Below are 26,413 nucleotides of genomic sequence, written 5' to 3' on the forward strand. Positions count from 1 at the left end.
CGTTAGGCGGTGCTTCTGCAAAATGCGAAAAAAAAATGAACTGGGATTTAACGCATTTTTAAGATTAACAGGATATAATGTAGAGCCACATATTTGTGGCTCATTGACGCAACAGAGCGCCCTCCTGAGCATCGTCGAAGGGTGTGCGACGGCTAGCGTTATTAAATATTTAAGTAGTTTTATATCTATGAATCGATACCTTTTCCTGATCTGCTTTATATTTTTCTGCCAGTTATCAAAAATTTCTGCCCAAAGTAAAAGGTCCGTTGATTCTTTGTTAGGACATAGAATACTAAATCAGGAAGAACAAGCCATTACTGCCAAAGAGGCTGCGAAGATGATGGGTAAGGACGTTTACCTATATGACGAAGTTAGGAGTTATAGAACGATCAATGATTCTCTAACTGTCTTGACGGTTGGTGGTTTGCGCCGGACCGAACAAATATTAATACTGATAAAAGGATCTGAAACCAACAGAGAGTGTAAAAACGCACGCCGTGGCAAATGGCATTTCGGCGGAGTGGTTAGTAAATATAAAGGCAGGCCTGCTATCGTTGTTACTCGCGCAGAGCAGTTGGGTACGCGGATTCAGATTTAGTTCGATGATTACAACGTTATAAAAGCCTTCGCGCGCCCTTCGACGATGCTCAGGATGGCACCCTGTCTGGATATGTGAGCCACAAATATGTGGCTCTACGTTATATCATGTTAGTCTTTATCAGATCAAAACTTCTGCATCCAGCCCTGCAGCAAAATCGTGGCCGATACGGTATCCACTAGTCCTTTATCCTGTCGCTGGCTTTTCTTGGCGCCGCTTTGCAGTATGGCGGCGGTGGCCATTTTAGAGGTAAAACGTTCGTCGAACATTTCTATGGGAATCTCCGGGAAAGTCTTTTTCAATAAGTTCACAAAGCCACGCACGTGTTGGGCCGATTGCGATGGTGTGTTATCCATCTGCTTGGGCTCGCCAACAATGAAACGTTCTACAGGTTCGGCTTGCATATATTTTTTCAGATACTCGATGATCTGGTTGGGGTGCACCGTATCTAGTCCGGTAGCAATAATTTGCAGCGGGTCGGTCACCGCAATACCAATGCGTTTGGTGCCATAATCAAAGGCCATGATGCGGGGCATAGAGAGTTGTGAATGGTGAATAGTGAGTAGTTATATGCAAATGTATTTCTTAATAATGAGAGTTGGTTAATTGTAAAATAAAATATCACTCGCAAAAAACTCACTACTCACTATTCACCACTCAGTGTAAATTATTACCTTGCACCAATGCAGTTTAAACAAATAGTTGGCCAGCATGATGTTAAACAACGTCTGCTTAACTCGGTGAAAGAGAACCGGGTGAGCCATGCGCAGCTATTTTTGGGTCCGGAAGGGTCGGGTAGTTTGGCGCTGGCCGTGGCTTATGCACAATATGTTAGCTGCGAAAACCGCCTGGCAGACGACTCCTGCGGCGAGTGCGCATCGTGCCGTAAATACCAGAAACTGGCACACCCCGATCTGCATTTTTCATACCCCTTCTTTGCCAAACATAAAGACGATACCGCGCTTACGTTTATAGAACAGTGGCGCGCGGCCCTACTGGCTAACCCATACCTGAGCCTTGATATTTGGCGCGGGTACCTGGAAGCCGAGAACAAGCAGGCCAACATCAACATAGCCGAATGCCACCAGGTAATCAAAAAACTGAGCCTGAAACCGTTTGAATCGGCCTATAAAATTCTGATCATGTGGTTGCCGGAGTTTCTGGACAAAGAAGGCAACGCACTGCTAAAGATTATTGAAGAACCTCAGCCTAATACGCTATTCCTGTTGGTGGCCCAAAATCAGGATCAGATACTGAATACCATCCTGTCACGCACGCAACTGGTTAAAATACCGCCGCCAGGGTATGAGGAAGTGAAATCATTCCTGATATCGGCCCATCATCAAACCGAGCATGCCGCCGGCGAGATTGCCTACCTGAGCAACGGCAACCTGACCGAAGCGCTCAATATGCTGCAGCAGGACGATAACGGCTACCATCAGCAATTTGTGCAATGGCTGCGCCTGTGCGTAACCAACAAAGGCCAGGAAGTAATTGGCTTTACCGATGGACTGGCCAAGCTGGGCCGTGAGAATCAGAAGAACTTTTTGCGGTATGGCATTAGTTTTATCCGCGAGATCTGTCTGATCGTATCAGGTGCAGGCAACCTGGTAAAATTGCCGCCGGCCGAACTGGAAACGGCCGAAAAAATGGCCAAACTAATAACCGCCCGCATGGCCGAAGCCATTGGGGATGAGCTGGAGAAAGCGCATTATCATGTGGAGAGAAACGCTAATCCCAAAATATTATTTTTAGATGTATCTTTACAGCTTATCAAAATACTGTATTTTAAAACGTTCCCCACAGGGGCTCAATATATACCAACTTAATTATGGGATGTGGAAGTTGTTCTACAGGCGGTGGATGTACGCCTGCGGGCTGCAAAAGTAATGGCTCTTGCCTCACCAACGGCTGCAGTAAATTAGATGTTTACGACTGGCTGTCGCATATGGACATGCCGGCAAATTATAGGCCTTTCCAGATCATTGAAATAAAATTCAAAGGGTCGCGTAAGGATTTTTATGTCAATCAGGATAACCTTTACCTGGAAGCAGGCGAACTGGTGGCGGTAGAAACCACCACCGGCGGTTATGATATTGGCCACGTATCGCTCACCGGCGAACTTGTGCGTATGCAGATGCAGAAGCGCCACGTTAAAGAGGCCGATGTAACCAAAAAAATCTACCGCAAAGCAACACCTGCCGATGTAGATAAATGGAAAGCTGCCAAAGGCCTGGAGTGGGAAACCATGCACAAGGCCCGTACGCTGGCGCTCAATCTTAACCTGAGCATGAAGCTGAGCGATGTGGATTACCAGGGCGATAAAACCAAAGCTACTTTTTATTACACTGCCGAAGGCCGTGTTGATTTTCGTGAGCTGATCAAGAAGATGGCCGAGCAATTTCGTATCCGTATTGAGATGCGCCAGATTGGTATGCGCCAGGAGGCCAGCCGCTTGGGTGGCATTGGCTCGTGCGGGCGTGAGTTATGCTGCTCTACCTGGTTGACTGATTTTAAGACCGTATCTACCGCTGCTGCACGTTACCAGAACCTGTCGTTAAATACCCTTAAACTGGCCGGACAGTGCGGTAAGCTAAAATGCTGCCTTAACTACGAGCTGGATACCTATATGGATGCCCTGAAACACATCCCGGATAACGTTAATGTGTTGAGGACTGAAAAAGGCGATGCCCGTCTGCAAAAAACCGACATTTTTAAACGCATGATGTGGTTCAGCTTCCCGCAGGCCGAGAGCTGGATACCGCTGCATATTAACCGCGTAAAAGAAATTCAGCGGATGAACAAGGAGGGCGTATTACCGCCAGACCTTGGCGAGGTGCAGGAAGAAAAACCGGTAGTGCCGGCCAAAGTACTCGATTACGAGAACGTAGTTGGTCAAGACAGCCTTACCCGTTTAGACGAGCGCAGTCGTAATAAAAAGAAAGCCAAGAGCAAAGGCAAAGGTGGCCAGCCGCAGCAACAGCAGCAAGGCAAGCCAAATAATCAGCAGCAAAATGCGCAGGCCAAACCTGAGCAGCAGCAGAATAAACAAAACAACCAGGGCAACCGCGGCGGCGAGGGCGAGAATCAAAATCAGAACCGCAACAGGCAAAACAATCAGCCCAAACAGCAGCAGCAAAACAGGCCAAAACAACAGCCTAACCAGCAAAATAACCCGAACGCCCAGCAGCAACCTAAAGCCGAGCGCCCACAGCGCGAGCCAAACGTAGCAGCTCCGGCAGAAGGTGCTCCAGAGGCGCAGGGCGGCGGTGAAGGTCAGAGCCGTAACAAGCGTAATAACCGTAACCGCGGCAACAGAAATAAAAACCGTAATAATAAAGAGGGCGGCAACACCGGTAACAGCAGCAATGAAACTAGCCAGGCTTAAATTTATTTTACCCGCGCTGTTATTATTTATGCTGATGACGGCCGCCTGTAACGACCCTAACCGGGTGATGGATGACAACACAGAGATTGCCAGCCGCAATTGGTCATACGCCAACCAAATCCGGTTTGAGCCAATTATTGATGATCCGTCTGCGGCTTATAACCTTTACTTTAACGTCCGTGTAACGGGCGATTATAAATATTCCAACCTTTACGTGTTGCTGCATACCTCGGGCCCTAACATGAAGTCTGGCGTAATGCGCTATCAGCTCAAGCTGGCTAACGCCGAAGGCGCCTGGCTGGGTAGCGGCACAGGCAACCTGTACAGCTTCCGTATTCCTTTTAAAACCAACTATCATTTCCCGGCCAAGGGCACTTACCATTTCGCTATTGAGCAGAACATGCGCGATAACCCGCTGCGCGAAGTAAGTGACGTTGGGTTGAGGATAGAGAAGGCTAAGTAATTCTACAAAACTTTATATAAAAATGTCATCCCGAACGATAGTGAGGGGTCTTTTCGATCAAGTATTAAAGCTTATCGCTCCGAAAAGATCTCTCCCGTTGGTCGAGATGACATTTTGTTTTTATAGGGACTTGAGCGGGCGTGAATTTGCATCCAATACCTCTGCGCCCGGTCAAGCGTCTGCGCTTGACCGAACCAAAAGCATTCAGCGTTCTTGCTGAATATCGTGCAGGCATGGACATATGGCTGCAGGTGAAAGTCAGTTAAATTAACTATTGTCATCCCGAACGAACCAGAATGGGTTGTGTGTTGCGGTGAGGAGAGATCTTATACCTGCAGTGATGTAGACGACTTGGCAATTCTGCTTTGCAATCGGTATAAGATATCTCCCGTTGGTCGATATGACAAGTTAGGTATGATGCCAAATCTTTATTAAATTAGAGTATCCGCATCATGAAGAAATTATATCTCCTGATAGTATTGTTGTTTTGTTTTTGTGCCGTGCAGGCGCAAAAGCTGCAATCGCCGGCTGAGTTTTTGGGTTACCGGCTGGGTGAGCATTTTACTTTCTACTCGCGTATTGCAGATTATTTTAGATATGTGGCACAGGCGTCAAAAAACGTTAAGCTGCAACAATACGGCACCACTAACGAAGGGCGGCCGCTTTTAGTAGCGTTTATCGGGTCTGAACAAAATGTTAACCGACTTGAGGTAGTCCGCAAGTATAATTTGTCGCTTGCCGGGTTGGACAATGGTGTCGCTATCAACAATCCGCCCGTAATTGTATGGCTGAGCTATAATGTGCATGGTAACGAGCCATCATCAAGCGAGGCTGCCATGTGGACGCTGTATGATGTGGCTAATCCAGAGAATGCCAAAACGCAGGCCTGGCTTAAAAACACGTTGGTCATCATTGACCCTTGTGTTAACCCTGATGGGCGCGACCGTTACGTAAACTACTACAACATGGTGGGCGACCGCATCCCAGACGCCAATCCTGCTTCGCGCGAGCATACCGAACCTTGGCCCGGTGGCAGAGTAAATCACTACTACTTTGACCTGAACCGCGACTGGGCCTGGCAAACACAGAAAGAAACTCAGGCCCGTGTAGGTCTTTTTAATAAATGGCTCCCGCAGATTCATGTTGATTTTCATGAGCAGGGCTATAACAGTCCCTACTATTTTGCACCCGCAGCCGAGCCTTTTCATAAGGTAATTACTGCGTGGCAGCGCGAGTTTCAAACCATCATCGGTAAAAACAACGCCAAACTGTTTGATCAGAACGGTTGGATGTATTTTACACATGAGGAGTTTGATTTGCTGTATCCATCCTATGGCGATACCTATCCGTTGTATAACGGTTCCATCGGGATGACTTATGAGCAGGGCGGTATTAGCGGCGGTCTGGCGGTGATAACGGCCGGTAACGATACGCTTACCCTCGCAGACCGCATCGCCCATCACCATGCCAATAGTTTGAGTACGATAGAGACGGCCTCCAAATACGCCCAGAAAGCGGTGGATGAGTTTAAAAAGTTTTATGATAACAGCCGCAGCAATCCGCCGGGTGATTATAAGACTTATGTAATTAAGAACGATAATCAGGATAAGATCAATGCACTGGGGCAGCTACTGGATCGTAACGGCATTCAATATGGCTTTGGGGTTAGTCGCCCGGCCAATGGTTTCAATTATTTTAATCTGAAGACGGAGAACTTTAACATCGGCCCTAATGATATGGTGATTGACGCTTATCAACCCAAATCTGTTCTGGCCAGTGTATTGTTGGAGCCTAAAACCTTTGTGGCCGATAGCAATACTTATGATATCACCGCCTGGTCTTTACCTTATGCTTACGGTTTAAAGGCTTATGGGCTGAAAGAAGAGGTAAAAGCTGCTGATGGCAAACAAACCATTTCCGCGTTGAAGGCAAATGTGCCGGCACCAGGATCGCCGGTTTATGCTTATGTGAGTGCGTGGCAGTCGGTAGAGGATGTGAAATTTATGGCGGCGCTGATGAAGAAAAACATCCGCGTGCGGTATGCTGAGATGCCTTTTGAGGCGGCGGGGAAAAAGTTTAGCCGTGGATCAATCATTATTACCCGTGCGGGCAACAGTCGCCCGGATTTTGAGCAGTTGGTGAGCGGCGCGGCTAAGGAGTTTAAGCGCGAACTCACAGCGCTCTCATCGGGCTTTGTAGATAAGGGGGCAGACATTGGCTCTAAAGAAGTGCACCTGATAGCCAAACCGAAAGTGATGCTGCTCAGCAATGAAGGTACGTCATCATCAAATGTGGGCGAGATCTGGCATTTCTTTGAACAGCAGATTAACTACCCGCTCACGCTGGTGCGTTACCAGGATTTAGGAAAGGTAAAGTTGTCAGACTTTGATGTGCTCATTCTGCCTGATGGCAACTACCCCGATTTGCCTGCTGATAAACTACAGGCCTGGGTGCATGATGGCGGCAAGCTGATTGCCATAGGCGACGGGGCAGCAACGTTGGAAGATAAAAAAGGCTTCCGCATCAGCGGGAAAGACTCGGATAAAGACGGCAAAGACGATAAGGATCAAAAAGCCGATAAAGACAAAAAAAAGAAGACCATCGATGATACCCGGGTTTACGGTGAGCGTGAGCGGCAATCGCTTAAAACCAGTGTGCCCGGCGCCATCTACAAAATGAGGTTAGATAATACCCACCCGCTGGCCTATGGCTTGCCCGATTACTATTATACCCTAAAGCTGGATGATAAGATTTATGCCCCTCTGGGCGATGATGGTTGGAGCGTAGGCACTATAAAAAAAGACGGCTTTGTGGCCGGCTTTGTAGGGCAAACCAGCAAGAATAAAATAATGGACGGTATGCTGCTGGGCGTACAACCTCTTGGCCGGGGCACGGTAGTTTATATGGTAGATGATCCGCTGTTCCGCGAGTTATGGGAGAACGGTAAATTACTGTTTAGTAACGCGGTGTTTATGGTAGGGAACTGAGGGGAGCCAGAGTATAAAAAAGGGTGATGTAATGAGCCCCAGTCGAGACACGCGCGGTGCCCCTCATCAATACGCTTTGCAGAGAGGGAGGCCTTCGCGCACCCTTCGACAAAGCTCAGGATGACACCCAATAATCGTCATAAGAAACTAAACTCCCCTTTAGGGGCTGGGGGCTAAAAAGCTTCCAAAGCGGCTTTTACCTGCTGCATCAACCACATTGGAGTTGAGGTTGCGCCGGCTATGCCGATGGTATCGCCCGGAGCAAACAGGTTTTTGTCCAGCTCGTCAACAGATGATACAAAGTAAGTATCGGGGTTATGTTTGCGGCATACCTCGTAAAGTACTTTGCCGTTTGATGACTTTTTGCCCGATACAAAAACAATTTTGTTGAAGCGGTTGGCAAACTTGGGCAGGTCTTTGTCGCGGTTAGATACCTGGCGACAGATGGTATCGTTAGCCTTAACCTCGTAGCCTTTGGCCAGTAAATGCTCTTTGATCTGATAAAATTTCTCGGTGCTTTTAGTGGTCTGGCTATAAAGGGTAAAGCTTTGCGGCAATGGCAGTGCGTCCAGTTCGGTGATGTCTTGAAAAACCAGAGCTTCGCCGTTGGTTTGCCCTTCCAGGCCAATTACCTCGGCATGGCCATGTTTGCCAAAAATGACAATCTGCTCGTCATTATCATGCGATGTTTTGATGCGGTTCTGCAGTTTCAGTACAACCGGGCATGAGGCATCAATCAGCATAATGTTATGCTCCATGGCCAGGCGGTAGGTTTCCGGTGCTTCGCCGTGGGCACGGATCAGCACTTTCTCGTTATACAGGTCTTTCAGCTGACTGTGATCTATAATCCGCAGTCCTTTTGCTTTCAGGCGCTCTACCTCTTCATCGTTATGCACAATATCGCCCAGGCAGTAGAGGTAGCCGTCTTCGGCCAGTATATCTTCCGCCATATCAATGGCATATACCACTCCGAAACAAAAACCTGAATCCTGATCTATCGTAACCTGTAAATTATACTCGCCCATGTTGATGCAAAGTTAGTTAGAAAATGAATTAGTAGTATATAGGAAGATGTCAGACCGCAATCACCTTGTCTTTTAGTACTCCGAAGATGCGGTCAGTTTCCCGATGGCGCAAGGCTACCCTGCCGGTAAACTTGCCAAATGATGGCAGAATGGCTTGTCGCTCGCCAAAGGCAAAACATGGCAAGGTAACACTTTGCCGAGCGCGACCACTCAGGCAAACGCCCGGGTGGATATGTCCGCAGAATACATAGCCTTTGGCCTGTTCCAGTTGTTCATCAACTAACGGGTGGTGCAGCATCAGGAATGGGCCAACCAATAATTCATTATGTAAGTCCACATCCAGTTGGATGTAATGCCTGTCATGAATAATATCATGATTGCCGCGGATCAGGACAATTTGCAAATGTGCAAAGTGACGGCGCCAAAGGGCAAACCACTCCCAATCACTGTTCATATCACTGTGGAAAAGATCGCCCAGAAAGATAATCTTCTCTGGATGATATTCTTCGATCAGGTCAGACAGACAAGCCAGGTCATCCTGTTCCATATCGCGCGGTACGGCAATGCCTGCTTTACGGAAGTGCCCAACTTTACCCAGATGCACATCGGCCGCAATCAGCGCACGTTCCTCTTTCCAGTAAATAGCTTTTTGCGGTAAAAGTGATAGTGTTTGTCCCTGTAATTCAATCTCCAGCCCGGCAGCAGTCGTCATAGTACAAAGATAATTATTTAGTGAGTTGTGAATGGTGAGGAGTGAGTGGTTTTATGCGGGATACGATTTGCCCTGCCCGTTCACCAGTCGACCACTCACAATTCACTACTCACAACTCACTACAAATCCCTACCTTGCGTTTGCAAAACCAATAATGTTATGAAAAGAATCCTGCTGGCAATGGCGCTTTTATCGGCCGTGCCTGTTTTTGCTCAGAAAAAGCCTAAAGACAATACCCCAAAATCATTCGATCTGCTCATCGGTACTTATACCACCGGCGAGAGTAAAGGCATTTACGTTTATCGTTTTTATACCGAAACCGGCGCTACGGCTTATTTGAATGAAGTGGATGGTATTGATAATCCATCATACCTGTGCGTTGCTGCCAATAATCATTTTGTTTACTCGGTGAACGAGGTGGGTACCGAGCGTAAGGGCAGCGTGAGCTCGTTTTCTTTCGACCCGAAAGAAGGACGCATCGCCTTGCTGAACAAGCAACCGTCTACCGGTACCGGTCCGTGCTACATTTCTATTGATAAAGCGCAGAAGCATGTTTTTGTGGCTAACTATGCCAGCGGTGCGCTTTCTGTATTGCCGATTGCTAAAGATGGTACCTTGCTGCCGGTGGTGCAAACCATTCAGGATGCTGGTACAGGTCCTAACAAGGCCCGTCAGGAAGGACCGCACGTGCATACGGCGGTGCTGTCGCCAGATGAAAAGTATTTGCTGTATACCGATCTGGGTACCGATAAGCTGAACATCTATCGCTACAAGCCGTCGCAACCGCAACCGTTAACCCCGGCCGATCCATCCGTTGTGAAAGTGCTAGGCGGTCATGGTCCGCGACATATTGATTTTACGCCCGACCGTAAGTTTATGTACCTGATTACCGAAATGGGTGGCGTGATTTATGTTTACGATTACAACAAAGGTGAGCCCAAACAACTTGAAGCTATCAGCATAGTGGCCGATGGTTTTAAAGGTGCAGTAGGCGCGGCGGATATCCATGTATCGCCCGACGGCAAGTTTCTTTATGCCACCAATCGTGGTGACGCTAACGAGATTGTGGTTTTTGCGATTAATCCTGATACCGGCAGCCTGACCTTTGTTGAACGCAAACCAAGCATGGGCAAAACCCCACGCAACTTTGTGATTGATCCAACTGGTAATTTCCTGCTGGTAGCCAATCAGATGAGTGACGATATTTATGTTTACAAGCGCGATAAAGCAACCGGTAAACTGACGCTGACGCGTAATAAGATCAGTGTAGGTAATCCGTCTTGTTTGAAATTTACGCCTGCGGAGTAAAAAACAATTTGTCATTGCGAGGAACGAAGCAATCTCGTCTGAGGACATTTGGCCATGATTAACGGCCATGCATGTGACGGGATTGCTTCGTCACTCCTGCCCGCTTTCCTCTGCCGTTCCTCGCAATGACAAAAGATATATAAAAACAAGAAAGGCGCTTCAACGAAGCGCCTTTCTTGTTTTATTTCAAATCCTGAGGTTACCCAACCAGAAAATTCCAGTTGTGCGTATCAGGCGCCTCGCCGTAGCGGATGGCGTTTAGGGTTTTTAATACTTTTTGAGAGAACTCGCGGGTGCTTGGATCACTCATCGGGTAATCTACACCATCGTAGTGCATAGCGCCTACCGGGGCAATGGTAGCAGCAGTACCGGCACCAAAGGCATCTGTCAGGCTGCCGTTTTTGGCGCCTTCAACCACCTCGGCAATAGATACGCGGCGTTCTTCAACCGGCATACCCCAATCGCGGGCCAGGGCTATTACCGTGTCGCGGGTTACACCATCCAGAATGGTATCGCGGGTTGATGGGGTTACCAACTTGCCGTCTAGTACAAACATTACGTTGGCTGCGCCCATTTCTTCTACGTACAGGTGCTCTTTGGCATCGGTCCAGATCAGCTGATCAAAACCTTCTTCGGCCGCTCTTTTAAATGGCTCCATAGAACCACCGTAGTTGCCGGCTGCTTTGGCATAACCAAAACCACCTTCGGCAGAACGAGTATAATGGCTCTCAAACTTCACACGCAGTGGTTTTGAGAAGTAAGCACCCACTGGGCAGCACAACACAATAAATTTATACGTTTTTGATGGCGACACGCCCAGGTATGGGTCTGTAGCAAACATAAACGGACGGATATAAAGCGAGTGACCAGGAGCCGTAGGGATCCACTCGCGCTCCAAATCAACCAGGGCAGCAATGCTGTTCACAAAAATATCTTCCGGCAGTTGCGGCATGCACAGCCTGTCGGCACTTTTGTTAAAGCGTGAGGCATTTTTGTCCGGACGGAAAATGGTGACCTTTCCGTCGGCGTGTTTATATGCTTTCAGTCCTTCAAAAAAGGCCTGTCCGTAGTGCAGGGCAGAAATAGCAGGGCTCAGTTCCAGCGGGCCGTAAGGGACAATCTGGAAATTTTTCCATTCGCCATCAGCATAATCGACGACCAGCATGTGGTCGGTGAATATTTGCCCGAAAGGCAGGTTACTGAAATCTGTTTGTGCTAAACGCGATTGTTGCGTCTTCGTGATCTTGATGTCCAGCGTATCAGTCATGACTTTATGAAAAAAGATGTGAATAAATGAGATGGGCAATGTAGCATTTTTTGGCCACAAGGTTTGTAATCCTTTAGTAAATAATGACGTATATGGTGTTATTTAGAACTTTTTCTAGTAAGCCCCCTTGCAACAATGCTCAGTAATTCCCCCTTCAGGGGGTTAGAGCGCTAAAGCATCTTCCACCCAACCCTTACCCCAGTTTTCTATTTCCTCTGCGCTCCACAGGTCAGGGTAAAAAATACGTTTCTGGAAACGCGGCGGCAAATACTTCTGCCAGTTGGTTCCACCGGTGGCCTTGATCTCTTCGGGCTCGCGGTGGAGGTAGCGAACGGCAGATTTATAATGCACCAGCGGCCAGTTTACGTTTACATGCACATCAAAGCTGCGCAGCTGGCTTTTTAGCTCAGGAGTATTCTGCCCATTGGCGGCCAGTTGTTGATAAAGCTTATTGAAATTGCTGGTGATGTTGGCCTTGCCCAGATTAATAAATGTTTGGGCGTATTTCTTTTCAAATTGCTTGATTGTGAGTGTTTTCTTGCCGGTTGATAGTTCGGTAGCGCCAAATTTCCAGTAGATGTATTCAAACTGTTCTTCAATGGTGGCTACGCGGAGTTCCTGTCGCTTGTCTTTAGCTATCAGGTTGATGAAATCTGTAGCGTAGATCTCGATCATCCGGTACTGGCCCGACTGAAATCCGCTGGCCGGCAGTAGCGACATGCGGAATTTTAGAAATTGCTCTTTCTCCATCCCATCCACCATAATGCTGAACGATTGCGTAAGCGCATCAAAATAACGGTTGACGCGTTTTAGCCGTGTGGTAAAAAACTCCGCTGTTAATTGCTCATTGCCGGCAATCTGTTTGCACTCATGCAGCACCAGCTTAAAATACAGCTCTGTAATCTGATGATACATGATGAAGATCTCCTCATCAGGGAACGGTGTTTTAGGGTTTTGGAGACTGAGCAGGGTATCCAGGTGGATGTAATCCCAATAAGTCAGGAAATCGGCATGCAGCAACCCGTCAAGATAGCTGGTCATATCCTGCCCCATAGCCTCATACTTCTGTTGCAGTTGGGCCAGACGTTCGGCAATTTCAGGCGTAATGTCCATATACTAATTTAGTGATTAGTTTTAATCAGTTGTCATTGCAAGGAGTATCGACCAGGCAATGACATGCTCTTAATAAATCCAAAATCGAACATCCGAAATCTGAAATAAAAAAATCATCTTTGCACCGTACTAACAAGGCGATGGTTGCCGCCTAATTGAACCGCCCTCAAAAGCTAATGCGCCTACCCGGATAAATTTTCATTTATTTGCAAGTAGCGTTATGTTTAAAAAAGTCATCAACCAAAATCTTCCGTTTTTTCGTTATCTCATCCGCTGGACTTTGTTGTCCATCCCCGTTGCCATTGCCATTGGCAGCATGGTAGCCCTGTTTTTGTGGTTGCTTACCTGGGCCATCAACTTTAGGTTTGGGCATAAGTGGCTGCTGTATTTGCTGCCGGTTGCGGGTGTGCTCATCCATTTTTTGTATAAGCTTTACGGTGCCTCGGCAGAGAAAGGCAATAACCTGATCATCGACGAGATTCACGAACCCGGCGCAGGCGTGCCCCGCCGCATGGCCCCGCTTATTTTGGTTACTACAGTAATTACCCACTTGTTCGGTGGCTCTGCCGGGCGCGAGGGTACGGCCGTGCAAATTGGCGGCAGTTTGGCTAATTTGTTTGCCGGATGGTTCAAGCTCAATCAGGCTGATAAACAAATGCTGCTTACCGCTGGCATTGCCGCAGGGTTTGGGGCGGTTTTCGGTACGCCGTTAACGGGCACCATCTTCGCCCTGGAGGTGCTGACCATCGGTCGCATTAAGTATGATTCGCTATTGCCCTGTCTTATTGCCGGTCTGGTGGGCGATGCGACGGTATCTGCGTGGGGTATTATGCACACACAATATCATATTGGTAATGTAGAGGCCGGTCAGTTATTCTACGGGCACCAACTGCATGTAAACGTATGGTTGTTGTTAAAAACCATTGTAGCCTCAGCGGTATTTGGGCTGGCGGCTTATACATTTGCCAAAACAGCGCATGCCGTTAAAGGCATTTCTAACAAATACATTAAAATTAAATGGCTCACCCCGGTTTGCGGTGGTGTTATCATCATCCTGCTCACGGTTATTTTGGGTAAGCCCGATTATCTGAGCCTGGGTGTAAGCCCCGAGTATCCTGGCGCGGTAACCATTGTATCGGCCTTCCGGCCCGGCGGTGCCGATTTCTTCAGCTGGCTGTGGAAATTGCTTTATACCACCATTACGCTGGGTACCGGTTTTAAAGGCGGCGAAGTAACCCCGTTGTTTTACGTTGGTGCAACCCTGGGCAACACGCTGGCTACGCTAATGAGTGCGCCGGTAAGTCTTTTTGCGGCGCTGGGTTTTATTGCGGTTTTTGCCGGGGCAACCAACACGCCGCTGGCCTGCACTATTATGGGTATTGAGTTGTTTGGCGGCGAGTATGCGCTGTTTTATGCAGTAGCCTGTTTTACAGCCTACTTTTTTAGCGGCAATACCGGTATTTATAGCGCGCAACGTTGGCTCACCCCTAAAACTGTTGAATAAAAAAGCAGCTTGATTATCAGTGTGCCTATGCAAACAAATTGCGCTTTTATTGTTTATTCAGGTAAGTATATAATAGCCTAAACATGAAAAAGATTTTAATAGGCGTGGATGATAGCAAGTTTGCCGACCATGCCATAGCATACGGGTTTGAACTGGCTCAGAAATTGGGCGCTGCGGTAGGGTTGGTGCATGTGATACAACCAGTGCCAATGATGGAAGCAACAGATACAGGCGTGGGCATGCCCATAGAGGGCGTTGTGAACTACGTGGCCCCAGAGTTAATGGACCTGCAACAGCAGGGCTCTGAAAACATGATTGACCGCGTAATAACAAAATATGGTCATGGCGAGGATATCTCTCACTTTACCGAATTTGGACCAACGGCCGAGGGTATTGTTGATTGCGCCAAGAAGTTTCATGCCGATATGATTGTGGTGGGTACACACAGCCGCACCGGTTTAGACCGTCTGTTTATGGGGAGCGTAGCCGAGCATGTGGTGCGCTACTCGCCCGTACCGGTAATTGTTGTGCCGATGCCAAAAGAAGAAGAAAAGTAGATTTGATGACTAGGGCTGGTAATTTGATTGTCATGGATAGAGGCTACCTGGGCATTTTGACAAACATTTAACACACAATCAACATCACACAGATACCTTTGGCGGCATGACATCGCATCTATTTACTCCTTTTAACTTAAAATCGATACAGTTACGCAACCGCGTAGTGATATCGCCTATGTGCGAGTACTCGTCTGTTGACGGTTTCGCTAATAACTGGCACCTGGTACACTTGGGTGCATTTGCCACCGGCGGCGCCGGACTGATTATTACAGAGGCGGCGGCCATATCGCCCGAGGGCCGCATCAGCTTTGCCGATCTGGGGATATATAAAGACGAGCACATCGCCAAACTAAAAGAGATTACTGATTTTATACATGAGCACGGCGCGGTGGCTGGTATACAACTGGCACATGCCGGCCGTAAAGGCAGCCATCACCAGCCGTGGAACGGTGGTGCACAAATCCCGTCAGACCAGCCTAATGGTTGGAAAAATGTAGCACCGAGCGCTATCCCCTTCCAGCCAGGAAACGAAGCGCCCATAGAGCTGGATAAAGCAGGCATAGAAAAAGTTAAGGCCGATTTCAAGGCGGCGGCATCCCGCGCGTTGCAAGCTGGATTTAAGCTGATAGAACTACACGGCGCACATGGCTACCTGATCAACCAGTTCCTCTCCCCCATCAGCAATCATCGTACGGATGAGTATGGCGGCTCGTTTGAAAATCGAACTCGTTTGCTGTTGGAAATTGTAGAGGGCATTAAAGAAGTATGGCCGGCAGACCTGCCGCTGCTGGTGCGCCTTTCTGTGAGCGAGTGGACCGAAGGCGGCTGGACCGTTGATGAGTCCATCGCGTTAGCAAAGTTGTTAAAAGCCGAGGGTGTTGACCTGATTGATTGCTCAAGCGCGGGTAACGTGTATGGTGCAAAAATTAATGTGAAACCCGGTTACCAGGTGCCTTTTGCTGAAGCGGTGCGCCATGGTGCAGACATTGCTACCGGTGCTGTAGGCCTGATTACCAGCGCGCAACAAGCCGAGGATATTATAAAGGCCCGTCAGGCCGATCTGGTTTTTATTGCCCGTGAGGCCCTGCGCGATCCGCACTTTGCCCTGCGTGCAGCGCATCAGCTTGGTGCAGAAATTAAATGGCCGGTGCAATATGAGCGCGCTAAGTGGCATTAAACACTTATCTTTATAACAAATACATCTTAAATCACTCAAGAACCATGAAAAGAACCGCGAAAGCACATTGGAACGGTACCCTGAAAGACGGCCAGGGCGAACTGAGCACTCAAAGCACTACCTTAAACAACACCCAGTACTCTTTCAAAACCCGTTTTGAATCTGGCGTGGGCACCAACCCTGAAGAGCTGCTTGCTGCTGCACATGCAGGCTGTTTTACTATGGCTGTAGGTGCTGTTCTAACTCAGGCAGGCTTTACCCCTGGCGACTTGAACACCGAGGCTATCCTTGACCTGGATATGGCTAACCTGACCATCACCGGCATTCACCTGGAACTTACCGGCGCTGCCATTGACGGTGTTGACGAAGCTAAATTCAAAGAAATTGCAGAAGGTGCAAAAGCAAACTGTATCATTTCAAAAGCACTGAGTGTGCCAATTACGCTAAACGTTACTTACGCATAAGTAATAGCTTAATGCAACAAAAAAGGGTGGCCGGTTGGGTCACCCTTTTTTGTTGGTATGTCCGTCTGTCATTGCGAGGAGTAGGGTGAGGATGCGTGTCAGGGACGACGAAGCAATCTCGTCGCATGTGTAAGTGAGCGACGAGGTTGCTTCGTCACCCTTCCCCACGGGGCCATTTTGTTCCTCGCAATGACAAAGTTTATTAGTTGCTTATTTTTGCATTCTCCCGTGCCATCTCCTTATTAAACGCATCTAGCCAAACATGCTCGCCAAACAGCGTCCAATGTGTATCAGAACGGCTGTAAATCTTGTCTTTATCCGGGTTGTTGCTAAACAGGTGGTAGCTATCAAACACGCGCAGTTTCAGGTTCGGGTTACCCTGCACGCGCTGGATGATGTGGTTGTAAGTCATTCCGTTTAGGTTAGGACAAAGCACGCTTACCGGGTTAGGGATAATGGCCAGGTAAACCTCGTCAAAACCCTGATGCTTATAGTTTTCATAAACTTTATTCAGGTTGCTCACCACGTCGTTCACTTGTGCGTCGGTTACTTTTTTAAAGGAGCTTTCGCGGTGGGTGCTGTCAGCTGTGGTATTGTAGAACAGGTATTTTTCATCGGGACTTACCACCACATCGGGTGCGGTACGGTTAAACCATTTGTAGGTTATCCAGGCTTTAAATTCTTTTATCGGGGTAAGGAAACGGTAGTCCCACAGGTTAAACTCAAAGTTGGCGTCTGCATCCTTCATGTTAAAGTTAAAGTGGAAACCTTTCTTGCGGCGACTGGCAGTTTCCAGCAGCGAGGTATCTTCGCCTGGCTTCAGCACGTGGATGGCTTTGCTTAGGTATTCAACGTTATTCAATACAGGTAAAACGTTGCGCTCATTAGCCTCAATAACAATAATATTTCGGGCTGTGGGGTCAAATCGCACCGGTAGCTGATCGAAAAAGTTGGATGCTGCGTAGCCACTTTGGCTGGCGCCGCATAAATTGGCCGGGTTTTTAAATACATCCCAGGTATAACTGTCGCTCACCGCGTAAACATGCAGGTTGCGGGCAGTGCCCTCGCAGGCTGCTTTGGCGGGTGTTATTTGGCCATGAGGCGTGTTTTTAAACTGGGGCAGGTAACTCATGCCATATAAATCGCCGTGATTGTATTTATCAGATCCCCACCAGCTCTCGCTTGCATATTTAGCCTGGGCGGGGAAGTGGGTCAGGTCATCAACCGAACTGATGATGAACACGGCCAGCGTGAGTATTAAAACAATATATCCAAAGGCTTTTCTCATAACTTAGAATTGGAAATAGATAAATTGTTTATTGTTAAACACGCCGAACAGGTAGCAGCTACAAACCATCAGGATAAAGATTACAAAAAACCAAAAGGTGTTTTTGGTAGGGATGGTGAGCCAATATTTTTCTTTAATGCATAGCAACACAATGAGGCCGATAGAAAAGAAGATCTCGGTTGTATTCATGGCGAATGATGCCGGCCCGAACGGCTTCATGTGCACTATCTTACCCAGAATATAAAACGCCTCGTGTACATACGGCGAGCGGAAAAACACCCAGGTAACACAGGCAAATAGATAGGTAATGACAATACTCAGGTTGTTATACAGCCAATGCGGCCATGATTTGGAGAGCTTTTTACGAAACTTCTTGGTTTTAAACTCATACACCATGGCAATACCGTGCAACAGGCCGAAAATAACAAACGTCCACCCCGCCCCATGCCACAAACCACTGATGGCAAAGGTGACAATCAAAGCAAATACCACTGCGTTTTTGCCCCAGTTGCGTCGGGCAATCATAATGGGGGTAAATAAATAATCGTTAAACCAGGTAGAGAGCGAGATATGCCACCTGCGCCAAAACTCGGTAACGCTGGTGCTGATAAACGGCCTGTCGAAGTTGATCATCAGGTTATAGCCCATCGTGCGGGCTGCGCCCAGGGCGATGTCAGAATATCCCGAAAAATCGCAGTAAATCTGAAAGCCGTAAAACAATGCGGCCACACAAAGCGACGAGCCTGATTGTGTTTGTGGGTGTGCATAAGCGCCGTCGACAAGGATTGCAATTCTGTCGGCAATTACTACTTTTTTAAAGAAACCGGTAGCCATTTGCATAAGGCCGGCTTTCAGGTTTTCAAAGTCGTAGTCGTGCTCTTCATGAAACTGGTGCAGTACATTTTGCGGGCGCTCAATAGGGCCGGCTACCAGCTGCGGGTAGAACATGACATACAGCGCATAAATGCCAAAATGCTGCTCTGCTTTTTGGTTACCCCGGTAAACCTCCAGCGTATAACTCATGGCCTGAAACGTGTGGAACGACAAGCCAATAGGCAACAGGATTTTCAGGTAAGCCAGTGGCGGCGTATGGCCCGATACATCAAACAGCTCGTTAACGTTAAAGGCAATAAAGTTGTAGTATTTAAAAACGGCCAGCACACCAATATTGGCCACCAAACTCATCACCAGGAAACGGCGTCGTTTACGGTGATCGGTTATTTTTTCAAGGTAGATGCCTGCATAATAATCAATCACGATAGTGAAACCGAGAATGAGGATATAGATGGGCACAAAGGCCATATAAAAGTAGCAGCTGGCTGCCAGCAACAAGATCCACCGGAATTTATAAGGTAGCTTAAAATAAGCTATGGTTACAATGATGTAAAAAAGAATAAACGGAAGAGAATTAAACAGCATTGAACCGGTGTGTAATTTTTAAAGGCGCAAAATTAAGCAAATTAACGTAAGGTAGAAATGAGGGTATGTACAGCGGCAGTGGATAGGTGTGGGGATGGATGTCCTTGTCATGCTGAACTTGTTTCAGCACCCCACTTGCTTGGTAACGTGCCGACCGTCCTGTGGGGTCCCGAAACAAGTTCGGGATGACCTATAGTGCGGCCGAAGAGATAGTTAATCATTCGTCCGTCGCTCTTTTAACCAGTACCAGCCCAGGTTAAAGGCAATAATAAAGTGATTGAATATGGTTGGTACTAGTCCATAGTAGCGCTTCATAATATCAAAACGCTCCATCAGGCTTTGTTTGTGTTTGGTTTTAGACATGCCGCCAACCATATATTTAGCTACATAGCCGGGTACGCGCACAATGGTTTTAGCTTTTTTAGTTGCGCGGATAATCCAGTCGATATCTGCGCTTAACTGATATTTGGGGTCATACGGCTCGGCCATACTGCGGCGCACATAAATAGCCTGGTGACTAATGCTCATGCCGTATTTAAACCCGCGCCAGGTAAACCGCTCGGGGGCCTTGTGCCGGCGCTGACCCAGGCTCACCTGTTGATCGGTAATCATCTCGGTTTCGCCATAATAAATATCAGCATCGGGTGCGGCGGCAAAAACATGGGCCACGGTTTCGTTATCATAAAACTCATCGCCAGAGTTCATGAAGATCACGTAATCGCCGGTAGCTTTGGCCAGGCCTTTGTTCATGGCATCATAAATGCCTTTGTCTTTTTCGCTGATGAGTTGAGCAATTTTATGGCCCTGCTGCTTTATTTTATCCAGCGTGCCGTCGGTAGAGGCGCCGTCAATCACCAGATATTCAATATTGGTATACGTTTGCCCGATAACCGAACGCATGGTGCGCTCAATATGCCGGGCATCATTATACACCACCGTTATGACCGATAATTTGGGTTGAAACGTTGCCATTATTTTAACAGGGATTGATAAACGGCCATGTATTTAGAGGCTACTACCTCATCGTTAAACGTTGCCAGCACTTTCTGGCGGGCGGCTTGTGCCAGTTGGGTACGATCTGCGGTTGTTAATACGTGATTTAAGCCCGCAGCCAGATCTGTTGCCGATTTATATTTAGCCAGATAGCCGTTCTGCTGATGATCGATCATATCCGGAATGCCGCCCGTGTTAAAAGCTACCACCGGCACGCCGCAGGCCATGGCTTCCATCACAGTGTTGGGCAGATTATCTTCAATGGCAGGGGTTACAAAAACATCGGCCAGACCATATATTTCAGCAATATCTTTTTCTGAACTGATGATGCCCAGCTCATAAGCCTTGAATGGCAGCATCGTGGTGCCAAAAGCCTTGTTTTTGCCAAAAATTACCACGGCAATATCATCGGCATCAACATGCTGCTCTTTTAATAACTCCAGCGCTTCAATTAAATAGGTCAAACCTTTGCGGCGATCCATAATGTTGGCTGCGCCGAAAAGGATAATATGTTTTTCATTACCTATGCCCCATTTGCTGCGCAAGGCGGCTTTATCTCCCGGTTTAAAAACGGTGGAATCGATAGGATTAGGAATGGTCTCGATACGGAAGCCCGAGAGCAGCGAACTTTTGCGCGCCATATCTGCCAGCCAGTGGCTGCACGTTACAAAAGTGATGCTGTCTTTACGCTCATACAAGCGGTTCTTGTGTTTCCATCCGTATGAAGACAGATCTTTGGCTTGGTTGCTGTTCAGCATCCAGCAGTGGCCGCAATGATGCTCAAAATGGTTGCAATCGCCGGCGTAGTGACAGCCGCCGGTAAAGGTCCACATATCATGCAGGGTCCACACCACTGGCTTGTTGAGGCGCAGCAAACGTTTGAGATCTTTGATGGAGAGGAAGCCCTGATTGGTCCAGTGCAGGTGCAAAACATCAGCCTGGGTAATCACCTGTTCTTTGCTGATGTCAGTACCGGTAGATGCTGTTGAAAACGCAAAGCGCACAGTTTTATCCGCCTCGTGAAACAGCATAAACGGAATGCGCTCTGCAAAAAAGTTAAGGTTTTTACGCAGGCGACCGATCAGCCCATTATTTATTGAAACAACTGCTTCATTATCGGTGCGCTTTTCCTGTACCAGTAAACGCGCCTCAGGTGTTTTTTTGCGCAATGCCCTTAGCAGGCGCATACAGGCGGCAGGAGCGCCACCACCGGCGTCGGCAGTGTTAATTAGGGTAACTTTCATGGCAGGCATTGCTTTTTAGGGCAATGATAATGATTATATGCCAATAGCCACAGTTGCCATTTACCTTTGCCCGTAATAATTTTGTGCGCGCCGCTATATCATCAAAATGAAAATTTTACTTTTGATGCTCAGCAACAATGGCAAACAACATTAGCTATAATCTATTTCAGGACCAAAAGGCAAACCGGGGCAACTTTAAGGGGCAACTGGTGATGTTCTTATTTCGGTTGGTGATGCTGATTAACCGCTCAATGATCCTGAAGGTGATCTTGTTTCCGTACCTGATGTTTTACCGCTTTTTTGTGGAGTGGGTGCTGGGTGTTGAACTACCCCGTAAAACACAGGTAGGCCGCGGATTGATTATCTATCACGGTCAGGCACTGGTGGTAAATTTTAAAACTATTATTGGCGAGAACTGCGTACTGCGTAACTCGGTTACCATTGGTCATAAAAAGCTGGCCGACGGCACGCTGAGCGGCTGCCCGCGTATAGGCAACAACGTAGATATTGGTGCTAACGCCTGCATCATCGGCGATATTACCATCGGCAACAACGTTATTATTGGTGCCGGTGCGGTAGTGGTGAAAGATGTGCCGGATAATTGTACAGTGGTAGGAAACCCGGGGAGAATCCTGAGTTCCACACCCCTCCCAACCCTCCCCGAAGGGGAGGGCTTTAGAACTAATTGAAGCTTAATCATGAGTGAGAATAATAATCAGACCGATTCTTTAAATGTCGATAAAGGCAAAGAAACCACGCCATCAGGAGCCCTCCCCCTCGGGGAGGGTTTGGGGGGGGGGGGGTTAACCGACCGCGCCTTCTGGAAAGCCTTTTGGGAATCAAAGAAAGACTTGATTTTTCACATAAAGCCCGATTATTATTTTGGCGATATGATGGGCAAACTGATTGCCGATAAAGGCATCAAAAACGCTATTGAGTTGGGTGGTTTCCCTGGTTATTATGCCACTTATCTCAAGAAATACCAGCACCTGGAAACCACGCTGTTTGACTATTATATTCACAAACCCATCATTGATGAACTGCTCACGTTTAACGGATTGAAGCCGGGCGATGTACAGATCATCGAATCGGACCTGTTTACTTATCAGCCAGAAAAACTGTATGATATGGTGACCTCGTTTGGTCTGATTGAGCATTTTAGCGATACCAAAGATATCATCAACCGTCACCTTAACTTCCTGAAACCCGGTGGCGTGCTGTTTATTACCCTCCCCAACTTTAAAGGCGTAAACGGCTGGGTGCAACGCAGGTTTGACCGCGCTAATTACGATAAGCATTTCATCGAAAGTATGGATTTGCCACGCCTTACCCGAATTTGCAAAGAGCTGGGCTTGGAGGAGGTGGAAAGCACCTATCATGGCCGTTTCTCTGTTTGGCTGGAGAACCGCGCGCAACAGAGTGGCCTGGTAAAAGGCCTGGTAAAAACCATTTGGCTGGCCGGTAAGGTGTTTACTAAGCTGGTGCCTGTGGAGACCAAATCATTATCGCCATATATTGTGGTAAAGGCGGTGAAACCATTAGCTTAAATTTAATTTCCTGGTCTGCATAATGTGCGGGGCCATTCATCAACAACGGCTTTGTAAACACCAGACGTTCCTCCGGAACGTATCCGGACAATGCCGCTTTGCTACCCACCAAACATCCCTCCGGGATGAAAAACGAGATTCGTTCCAGCGGAATGCTGGTCAGTTGCTATCAACCGTATCTGTCTAGAACGTCCCAGCGGAACGCCTGGTGAAAGACGACTTTATCAGTATTCTGTTTTGCCTCGAACAAGCGTGTCTCTTTCATTCCTCACAAAATCACCACTTTAAATTTATTTTCCTGCCCATGTAATATTTAACTAAATTTTTCGTCATATACCGCAACCGATCACAAACGGCCAAACTGAAACCTATATCAACCAAACCTAAATGACCAAATCTATCGCAATCCTGTGTGCTTTGCTGTGCCTTATTGTGTCAGCATCTGCGCAAAATCGCGGAAACATTCATGGGAAAATTATTGACTCCGCCAACCACGAGCCAATGGATTTTGCTACTGTTGCCGCTGTAAACCCTAAAGATTCATCATTAATTTCTTACACGCTTACCACAAAAGGAGGGGCTTTTGCATTGCATAACCTGCCGGCGGGTAAACCGCTAAAACTGGTGGTATCATTTGTCAGCTACCAGAACTATCGTGAAGAGTTTATGCTGGACAAAGGCGAGACGCACGACTTTGGCTCCATCAAACTAAGCAGCAAAATTGCCAGCCTGAGCGAAGTGAAAATAACAGCTGATGCACCGCCTGTTATGGCAAAGAAAGATACCATTGAGTTTAACGCAGAGGCCTTTAAAACACCGCCCAACGCCGTAGTTGAAGAGTTGTTGCGCCGCTTGCCCGGTGTTGAGGTGGATATGGATGGTAATATCACCTACAACGGTAAAACAGTAAACAAGCTGATGGTAAATGGCAAACGCTTTTTTGCCAACGACCCGCGCATAGCATCAAAAAACCTTGATGCAGCCCTGATTGCTAAAGTACAGGTATATGATGACCGGGAGGATGACCCAGACCACCTCATCCCAGACTCGAAAGTAAATAAGATTATCAATCTGAAACTAAAAGCTGCTATTAAGAAGAGCACTTTTGGCAAACTGCACGGCGGCGCCGGTACGCGTGACCGTTGGGATGCGGGCCTGCTCTATAACCAAATGCGCGATACGCTGCAGGCCAGTTTAATATTGGTTGGCAACAACCTAAACCGTACCGGGTTTAACAGCAATGATCTGGGCACTATGGGGGGCTTTAACCGTAGCAATGGTTCAAATGGTGGTTATAACACGGGCATAGCTACCGGAGGGCGCAACCCATCTGGCATACAAACAGTAGCGTCGGGCGGTCTTAACCTCAATAACGATTATGGCAAGAAGTTAAAAGTTAACCTGCTTTATTATTACAGCTACACTAAGGATGAGAACAATTCATCTCAGTTTAATCAACAACTTTTTTCAGATACCACACTTTTTGGCAGAAACAGCTACACACGTAACAACGTTACCAACAATCATAACATTAGCGGTTTGGTAGAGTGGAACCCTGATACTACCACCAAGATCAGGTATCAGCCTAAGGTTACCTTTACCAATAGTAATGGGGGAAGCCATAGTAATAGCTTTACCTATAATAATTTTGTTCCCCAAATAAACCAGTCTGATAACACCTCAAGCAACGCTAACAATAACTTTCAGTTTCAGCACACCCTGAGTTATTACCATCAAAAAGGTAAGGATGGGCCATCGCTTAATATTAACCATAGCTTGTCTGTCAACCCGGGTAGCGGACAAAGCTATAACACCAATTTAATTACGTCTTATACGTCTGCACTGCCCTCTGCCAATTTGTATAGGCTAAGCGATGATGCTAACGAAAGCAGCAGTGGTAATTTGAGTGTTAACTACCGCTATCCGTTTAATAAAAAGTTTACCGGTACGGTTAATGCCAATGCTAATTATAGCTATAGCCACGGGCGCAATTTTATTTATGACGAGGATCTGAAAACCGGCCAGTACACTATTTATATAGACAGCCTGAGCCGCAACATGATCCGTAGGCAAATGACGGAGACTTTGCACCCCGAACTACAGTACCAGGTAACTAAGAAAACCCGCCTCACGGCCGGTTTGGATGTACAGTTGATGCAAACTTACAACATCTTCCATCGCAATCTGCCCGATCTTAACCGTCATGACGTGTTCCTGATGCCATCATTCAGCATGTACACCGGTAACTTTAGTTTTGATTACAATACTTATGTGAGGCAGCCAGATATTAATAGTTTGATGCCAGATACACTGGTTTACAACCAGCTTTCCAGCTCGGCCGGTAACCCCGACTTGAAGCCTACGCGCACCCATAGTTTTTACGCCAGCTATTACGCCAGCAACAGCGATAAAAACATCAACTATAATATTTACGGCAACCTCTCTATTGATGAGAACAGCATTTCTAGTCAGCGCGTAATTACTGCGCAGGGTGCCAGTTTCACCAGACCCATTAACCGCAATGGCGCTTACTATGCTTATGCCGGTGTGGCATTTAGCAAAGGGTTTAAGAAAATAAACAAATGGCAGGTCAGGTATTCTCCGCGCATCTTCTTTAATTATCAACGCAGCTTTTTCCAGGTTAATAACAAGGAGGGTTTCACACTTACTTACGCTGCCCAATTTTATCAGCAATGCTATCTTAATTATGATAATAAGTTTGATCTTAACCCGAGTATCAATATTTCTCCCCGCATCACTACGTACCAGGACGTAGATTATCCGCGGGTAAATTATGTATCGCGCGGTTTTTCATTACCGCTTAACGTGCGCGGTGTTAAGCACTGGGTATTTGAGGCTAATTATGATTATACGTACAACCCGCTGGCTACGCAGGGCTTTCAGCGCACCATGAACATCGTCAATATAGCTGTTACCCGTTTGTTCCAGTTTCGAGATCGCGGGGAGATCAAGCTATCATGCTATGACCTGTTTGACCAAAATGTTAGTTCCTATCGGTACGCAACAGGCAACATTACTGCCGACGTGCAAAGCCTGGTGCTGAAAAGATATTTCCTGCTGACGTATGCTTACCGGTTTACTAAGACGATTACGAAGAAGTAGCGGCTAAGAAAAAGACCTCTTTACAAAGAAATGTCATCCCGAACGAAAGTGAGGGACCTTTTCGGTTTTGCATCCCGTTTGATCGCTTCGAAAAGATCTCTCCCTACGGCCGGGATGACGTTTTTTATTTCTGCGTTTTGTTATTGTTTAATCGCGCAATCACTAATCATTGTCACCTTATTGTCTGCATTTCATAAATAATTTACGCGCTGTTAAACCGTTGAGTATGTTAT

At 47.3% G+C, this 26,413-nt stretch carries 22 protein-coding genes; 13 read left to right on the plus strand and 9 right to left on the minus strand.

Annotation, left to right across the window (positions count from 1 at the left end; genetic code table 11):
• The first annotated feature begins 22 nt into the window (after nucleotides 1–22).
• Nucleotides 23–598, plus strand: coding sequence for a hypothetical protein (locus ABZR88_RS22050; RefSeq protein ID WP_107831110.1), 576 nt, complete (start codon nucleotides 23–25; stop codon nucleotides 596–598).
• Nucleotides 599–723: 125 nt separating this feature from the next.
• Here the strand turns inward: ABZR88_RS22050 and ruvX are convergent, their stop codons facing one another.
• Complete coding sequence (ruvX, locus tag ABZR88_RS22055) at nucleotides 724–1,134, minus strand: Holliday junction resolvase RuvX (protein WP_107831108.1); 411 nt, start codon at nucleotides 1,132–1,134, stop codon at nucleotides 724–726.
• A 147-nt stretch (nucleotides 1,135–1,281) separates the two neighbouring features.
• On the opposite strand from ruvX, the gene ABZR88_RS22060 reads away from it, so the two are divergent.
• From ABZR88_RS22060 to ABZR88_RS22075, 4 genes are all read left to right on the plus strand, one after another.
• A complete protein-coding gene (locus tag ABZR88_RS22060; RefSeq protein WP_107831106.1) occupies nucleotides 1,282–2,427 on the plus strand; it encodes a hypothetical protein in 1,146 nt (381 codons plus the stop codon).
• Nucleotides 2,428–2,429: 2 nt separating this feature from the next.
• Complete coding sequence (locus ABZR88_RS22065) at nucleotides 2,430–3,986, plus strand: regulatory iron-sulfur-containing complex subunit RicT (protein ID WP_107831104.1); 1,557 nt, start codon at nucleotides 2,430–2,432, stop codon at nucleotides 3,984–3,986.
• Nucleotides 3,967–4,449, plus strand: a complete 483-nt coding sequence (locus tag ABZR88_RS22070; protein ID WP_245917111.1) for a gliding motility lipoprotein GldH — start codon at nucleotides 3,967–3,969, stop codon at nucleotides 4,447–4,449. The genes ABZR88_RS22065 and ABZR88_RS22070 overlap by 20 nt, the downstream gene beginning before the upstream one ends.
• 452 nt (nucleotides 4,450–4,901) lie before the next feature.
• A complete protein-coding gene (locus ABZR88_RS22075; RefSeq protein WP_107831100.1) occupies nucleotides 4,902–7,436 on the plus strand; it encodes a M14 metallopeptidase family protein in 2,535 nt (844 codons plus the stop codon).
• A 173-nt stretch (nucleotides 7,437–7,609) separates the two neighbouring features.
• Here ABZR88_RS22075 and ABZR88_RS22080 read toward each other — a convergent pair whose 3' ends face one another.
• Together ABZR88_RS22080 and pdeM are read right to left on the minus strand one after the other, a co-directional pair.
• Nucleotides 7,610–8,461, minus strand: a complete 852-nt coding sequence (locus ABZR88_RS22080; protein ID WP_107831098.1) for a 4-hydroxy-3-methylbut-2-enyl diphosphate reductase — start codon at nucleotides 8,459–8,461, stop codon at nucleotides 7,610–7,612.
• A gap of 49 nt (nucleotides 8,462–8,510) precedes the next feature.
• Nucleotides 8,511–9,173, minus strand: coding sequence for a ligase-associated DNA damage response endonuclease PdeM (gene pdeM / locus ABZR88_RS22085; protein ID WP_107831096.1), 663 nt, complete (start codon nucleotides 9,171–9,173; stop codon nucleotides 8,511–8,513).
• A 159-nt stretch (nucleotides 9,174–9,332) separates the two neighbouring features.
• Between pdeM and ABZR88_RS22090 the strand changes: the two genes are divergently transcribed.
• On the plus strand, nucleotides 9,333–10,481 hold the full coding sequence (locus tag ABZR88_RS22090) for a lactonase family protein (RefSeq protein ID WP_107831094.1): 1,149 nt from the start codon (nucleotides 9,333–9,335) through the stop codon (nucleotides 10,479–10,481).
• Between the two features lie 199 nt (nucleotides 10,482–10,680).
• On the opposite strand, the gene ABZR88_RS22095 is transcribed toward ABZR88_RS22090, so the two are convergent.
• Together ABZR88_RS22095 and ABZR88_RS22100 are read right to left on the minus strand one after the other, a co-directional pair.
• Nucleotides 10,681–11,748, minus strand: a complete 1,068-nt coding sequence (locus ABZR88_RS22095; protein WP_107831092.1) for a branched-chain amino acid aminotransferase — start codon at nucleotides 11,746–11,748, stop codon at nucleotides 10,681–10,683.
• Nucleotides 11,749–11,910: 162 nt separating this feature from the next.
• Nucleotides 11,911–12,861, minus strand: a complete 951-nt coding sequence (locus ABZR88_RS22100) for a tryptophan 2,3-dioxygenase family protein (protein WP_107831090.1) — start codon at nucleotides 12,859–12,861, stop codon at nucleotides 11,911–11,913.
• A 220-nt stretch (nucleotides 12,862–13,081) separates the two neighbouring features.
• On the opposite strand from ABZR88_RS22100, the gene ABZR88_RS22105 reads away from it, so the two are divergent.
• The 4 genes from ABZR88_RS22105 (at nucleotide 13,082) to ABZR88_RS22120 (ending at nucleotide 16,566) form a co-directional block, all read left to right on the plus strand.
• Complete coding sequence (locus ABZR88_RS22105) at nucleotides 13,082–14,365, plus strand: voltage-gated chloride channel family protein (protein WP_107831088.1); 1,284 nt, start codon at nucleotides 13,082–13,084, stop codon at nucleotides 14,363–14,365.
• Between the two features lie 83 nt (nucleotides 14,366–14,448).
• Complete coding sequence (locus tag ABZR88_RS22110) at nucleotides 14,449–14,922, plus strand: universal stress protein (RefSeq protein WP_107831086.1); 474 nt, start codon at nucleotides 14,449–14,451, stop codon at nucleotides 14,920–14,922.
• 106 nt (nucleotides 14,923–15,028) lie between these two features.
• Nucleotides 15,029–16,102: an NADPH dehydrogenase NamA gene (gene namA, locus ABZR88_RS22115; RefSeq protein ID WP_107831084.1), complete on the plus strand. Its 1,074-nt coding sequence runs from the start codon at nucleotides 15,029–15,031 to the stop codon at nucleotides 16,100–16,102.
• Between the two features lie 44 nt (nucleotides 16,103–16,146).
• Nucleotides 16,147–16,566, plus strand: a complete 420-nt coding sequence (locus ABZR88_RS22120) for an OsmC family protein (protein ID WP_107831082.1) — start codon at nucleotides 16,147–16,149, stop codon at nucleotides 16,564–16,566.
• Nucleotides 16,567–16,768: 202 nt separating this feature from the next.
• On the opposite strand, the gene ABZR88_RS22125 is transcribed toward ABZR88_RS22120, so the two are convergent.
• From ABZR88_RS22125 to ABZR88_RS22140, 4 genes are all read right to left on the minus strand, one after another.
• Nucleotides 16,769–17,854, minus strand: a complete 1,086-nt coding sequence (locus tag ABZR88_RS22125; protein ID WP_107831080.1) for a hypothetical protein — start codon at nucleotides 17,852–17,854, stop codon at nucleotides 16,769–16,771.
• Nucleotides 17,855–17,857: 3 nt separating this feature from the next.
• Nucleotides 17,858–19,273, minus strand: a complete 1,416-nt coding sequence (locus ABZR88_RS22130; protein ID WP_107831078.1) for an MBOAT family protein — start codon at nucleotides 19,271–19,273, stop codon at nucleotides 17,858–17,860.
• A gap of 213 nt (nucleotides 19,274–19,486) precedes the next feature.
• Nucleotides 19,487–20,245 carry a glycosyltransferase family 2 protein gene (locus ABZR88_RS22135; protein ID WP_107831076.1) on the minus strand — a complete coding sequence of 253 codons (759 nt, stop codon included), beginning with the start codon at nucleotides 20,243–20,245 and terminating at the stop codon, nucleotides 19,487–19,489.
• Nucleotides 20,245–21,510: a glycosyltransferase family 4 protein gene (locus ABZR88_RS22140; protein ID WP_170113681.1), complete on the minus strand. Its 1,266-nt coding sequence runs from the start codon at nucleotides 21,508–21,510 to the stop codon at nucleotides 20,245–20,247. The genes ABZR88_RS22135 and ABZR88_RS22140 overlap by 1 nt, the downstream gene beginning before the upstream one ends.
• A 137-nt stretch (nucleotides 21,511–21,647) precedes the next feature.
• Here ABZR88_RS22140 and ABZR88_RS22145 point away from each other — a divergent pair, with 137 nt between their 5' ends.
• From ABZR88_RS22145 to ABZR88_RS22155, 3 genes are all read left to right on the plus strand, one after another.
• Nucleotides 21,648–22,199 (plus strand): serine acetyltransferase, encoded by a 552-nt coding sequence (locus ABZR88_RS22145; protein WP_107831073.1) that lies wholly within the window; start codon nucleotides 21,648–21,650, stop codon nucleotides 22,197–22,199.
• A 9-nt stretch (nucleotides 22,200–22,208) separates the two neighbouring features.
• A complete protein-coding gene (locus ABZR88_RS22150; protein ID WP_107831071.1) occupies nucleotides 22,209–23,057 on the plus strand; it encodes a bifunctional 2-polyprenyl-6-hydroxyphenol methylase/3-demethylubiquinol 3-O-methyltransferase UbiG in 849 nt (282 codons plus the stop codon).
• 387 nt (nucleotides 23,058–23,444) lie between these two features.
• Complete coding sequence (locus tag ABZR88_RS22155) at nucleotides 23,445–26,180, plus strand: outer membrane beta-barrel protein (RefSeq protein WP_107831069.1); 2,736 nt, start codon at nucleotides 23,445–23,447, stop codon at nucleotides 26,178–26,180.
• Nucleotides 26,181–26,413 lie beyond the last annotated feature (233 nt).

The organism is Mucilaginibacter yixingensis (assembly GCF_041080815.1).
In the GTDB taxonomy this organism is placed as follows: domain Bacteria; phylum Bacteroidota; class Bacteroidia; order Sphingobacteriales; family Sphingobacteriaceae; genus Mucilaginibacter; species Mucilaginibacter yixingensis.

Bases quoted from the DNA above. Each gene is read 5' to 3' on its own strand.
- ABZR88_RS22155 (WP_107831069.1), top strand. From the start codon at position 23,445: ATGACCAAATCTATCGCAATCCTGTGTGCTTTGCTGTGCCTTATTGTG.
- ABZR88_RS22125 (WP_107831080.1), bottom strand. From the start codon at position 17,854: ATGAGAAAAGCCTTTGGATATATTGTTTTAATACTCACGCTGGCCGTG.
- namA (WP_107831084.1), top strand. From the start codon at position 15,029: ATGACATCGCATCTATTTACTCCTTTTAACTTAAAATCGATACAGTTA.
- ABZR88_RS22110 (WP_107831086.1), top strand. From the start codon at position 14,449: ATGAAAAAGATTTTAATAGGCGTGGATGATAGCAAGTTTGCCGACCAT.
- ABZR88_RS22065 (WP_107831104.1), top strand. From the start codon at position 2,430: ATGGGATGTGGAAGTTGTTCTACAGGCGGTGGATGTACGCCTGCGGGC.
- ABZR88_RS22075 (WP_107831100.1), top strand. From the start codon at position 4,902: ATGAAGAAATTATATCTCCTGATAGTATTGTTGTTTTGTTTTTGTGCC.
- ABZR88_RS22095 (WP_107831092.1), bottom strand. From the start codon at position 11,748: ATGACTGATACGCTGGACATCAAGATCACGAAGACGCAACAATCGCGT.
- ABZR88_RS22140 (WP_170113681.1), bottom strand. From the start codon at position 21,510: ATGAAAGTTACCCTAATTAACACTGCCGACGCCGGTGGTGGCGCTCCT.
- ruvX (WP_107831108.1), bottom strand. From the start codon at position 1,134: ATGCCCCGCATCATGGCCTTTGATTATGGCACCAAACGCATTGGTATT.
- ABZR88_RS22130 (WP_107831078.1), bottom strand. From the start codon at position 19,273: ATGCTGTTTAATTCTCTTCCGTTTATTCTTTTTTACATCATTGTAACC.
- ABZR88_RS22100 (WP_107831090.1), bottom strand. From the start codon at position 12,861: ATGGACATTACGCCTGAAATTGCCGAACGTCTGGCCCAACTGCAACAG.
- ABZR88_RS22120 (WP_107831082.1), top strand. From the start codon at position 16,147: ATGAAAAGAACCGCGAAAGCACATTGGAACGGTACCCTGAAAGACGGC.
- ABZR88_RS22050 (WP_107831110.1), top strand. From the start codon at position 23: ATGCGAAAAAAAAATGAACTGGGATTTAACGCATTTTTAAGATTAACA.
- ABZR88_RS22145 (WP_107831073.1), top strand. From the start codon at position 21,648: ATGGCAAACAACATTAGCTATAATCTATTTCAGGACCAAAAGGCAAAC.
- ABZR88_RS22070 (WP_245917111.1), top strand. From the start codon at position 3,967: ATGAAACTAGCCAGGCTTAAATTTATTTTACCCGCGCTGTTATTATTT.
- ABZR88_RS22080 (WP_107831098.1), bottom strand. From the start codon at position 8,461: ATGGGCGAGTATAATTTACAGGTTACGATAGATCAGGATTCAGGTTTT.
- pdeM (WP_107831096.1), bottom strand. From the start codon at position 9,173: ATGACGACTGCTGCCGGGCTGGAGATTGAATTACAGGGACAAACACTA.
- ABZR88_RS22105 (WP_107831088.1), top strand. From the start codon at position 13,082: ATGTTTAAAAAAGTCATCAACCAAAATCTTCCGTTTTTTCGTTATCTC.
- ABZR88_RS22135 (WP_107831076.1), bottom strand. From the start codon at position 20,245: ATGGCAACGTTTCAACCCAAATTATCGGTCATAACGGTGGTGTATAAT.
- ABZR88_RS22060 (WP_107831106.1), top strand. From the start codon at position 1,282: ATGCAGTTTAAACAAATAGTTGGCCAGCATGATGTTAAACAACGTCTG.
- ABZR88_RS22150 (WP_107831071.1), top strand. From the start codon at position 22,209: ATGAGTGAGAATAATAATCAGACCGATTCTTTAAATGTCGATAAAGGC.
- ABZR88_RS22090 (WP_107831094.1), top strand. From the start codon at position 9,333: ATGAAAAGAATCCTGCTGGCAATGGCGCTTTTATCGGCCGTGCCTGTT.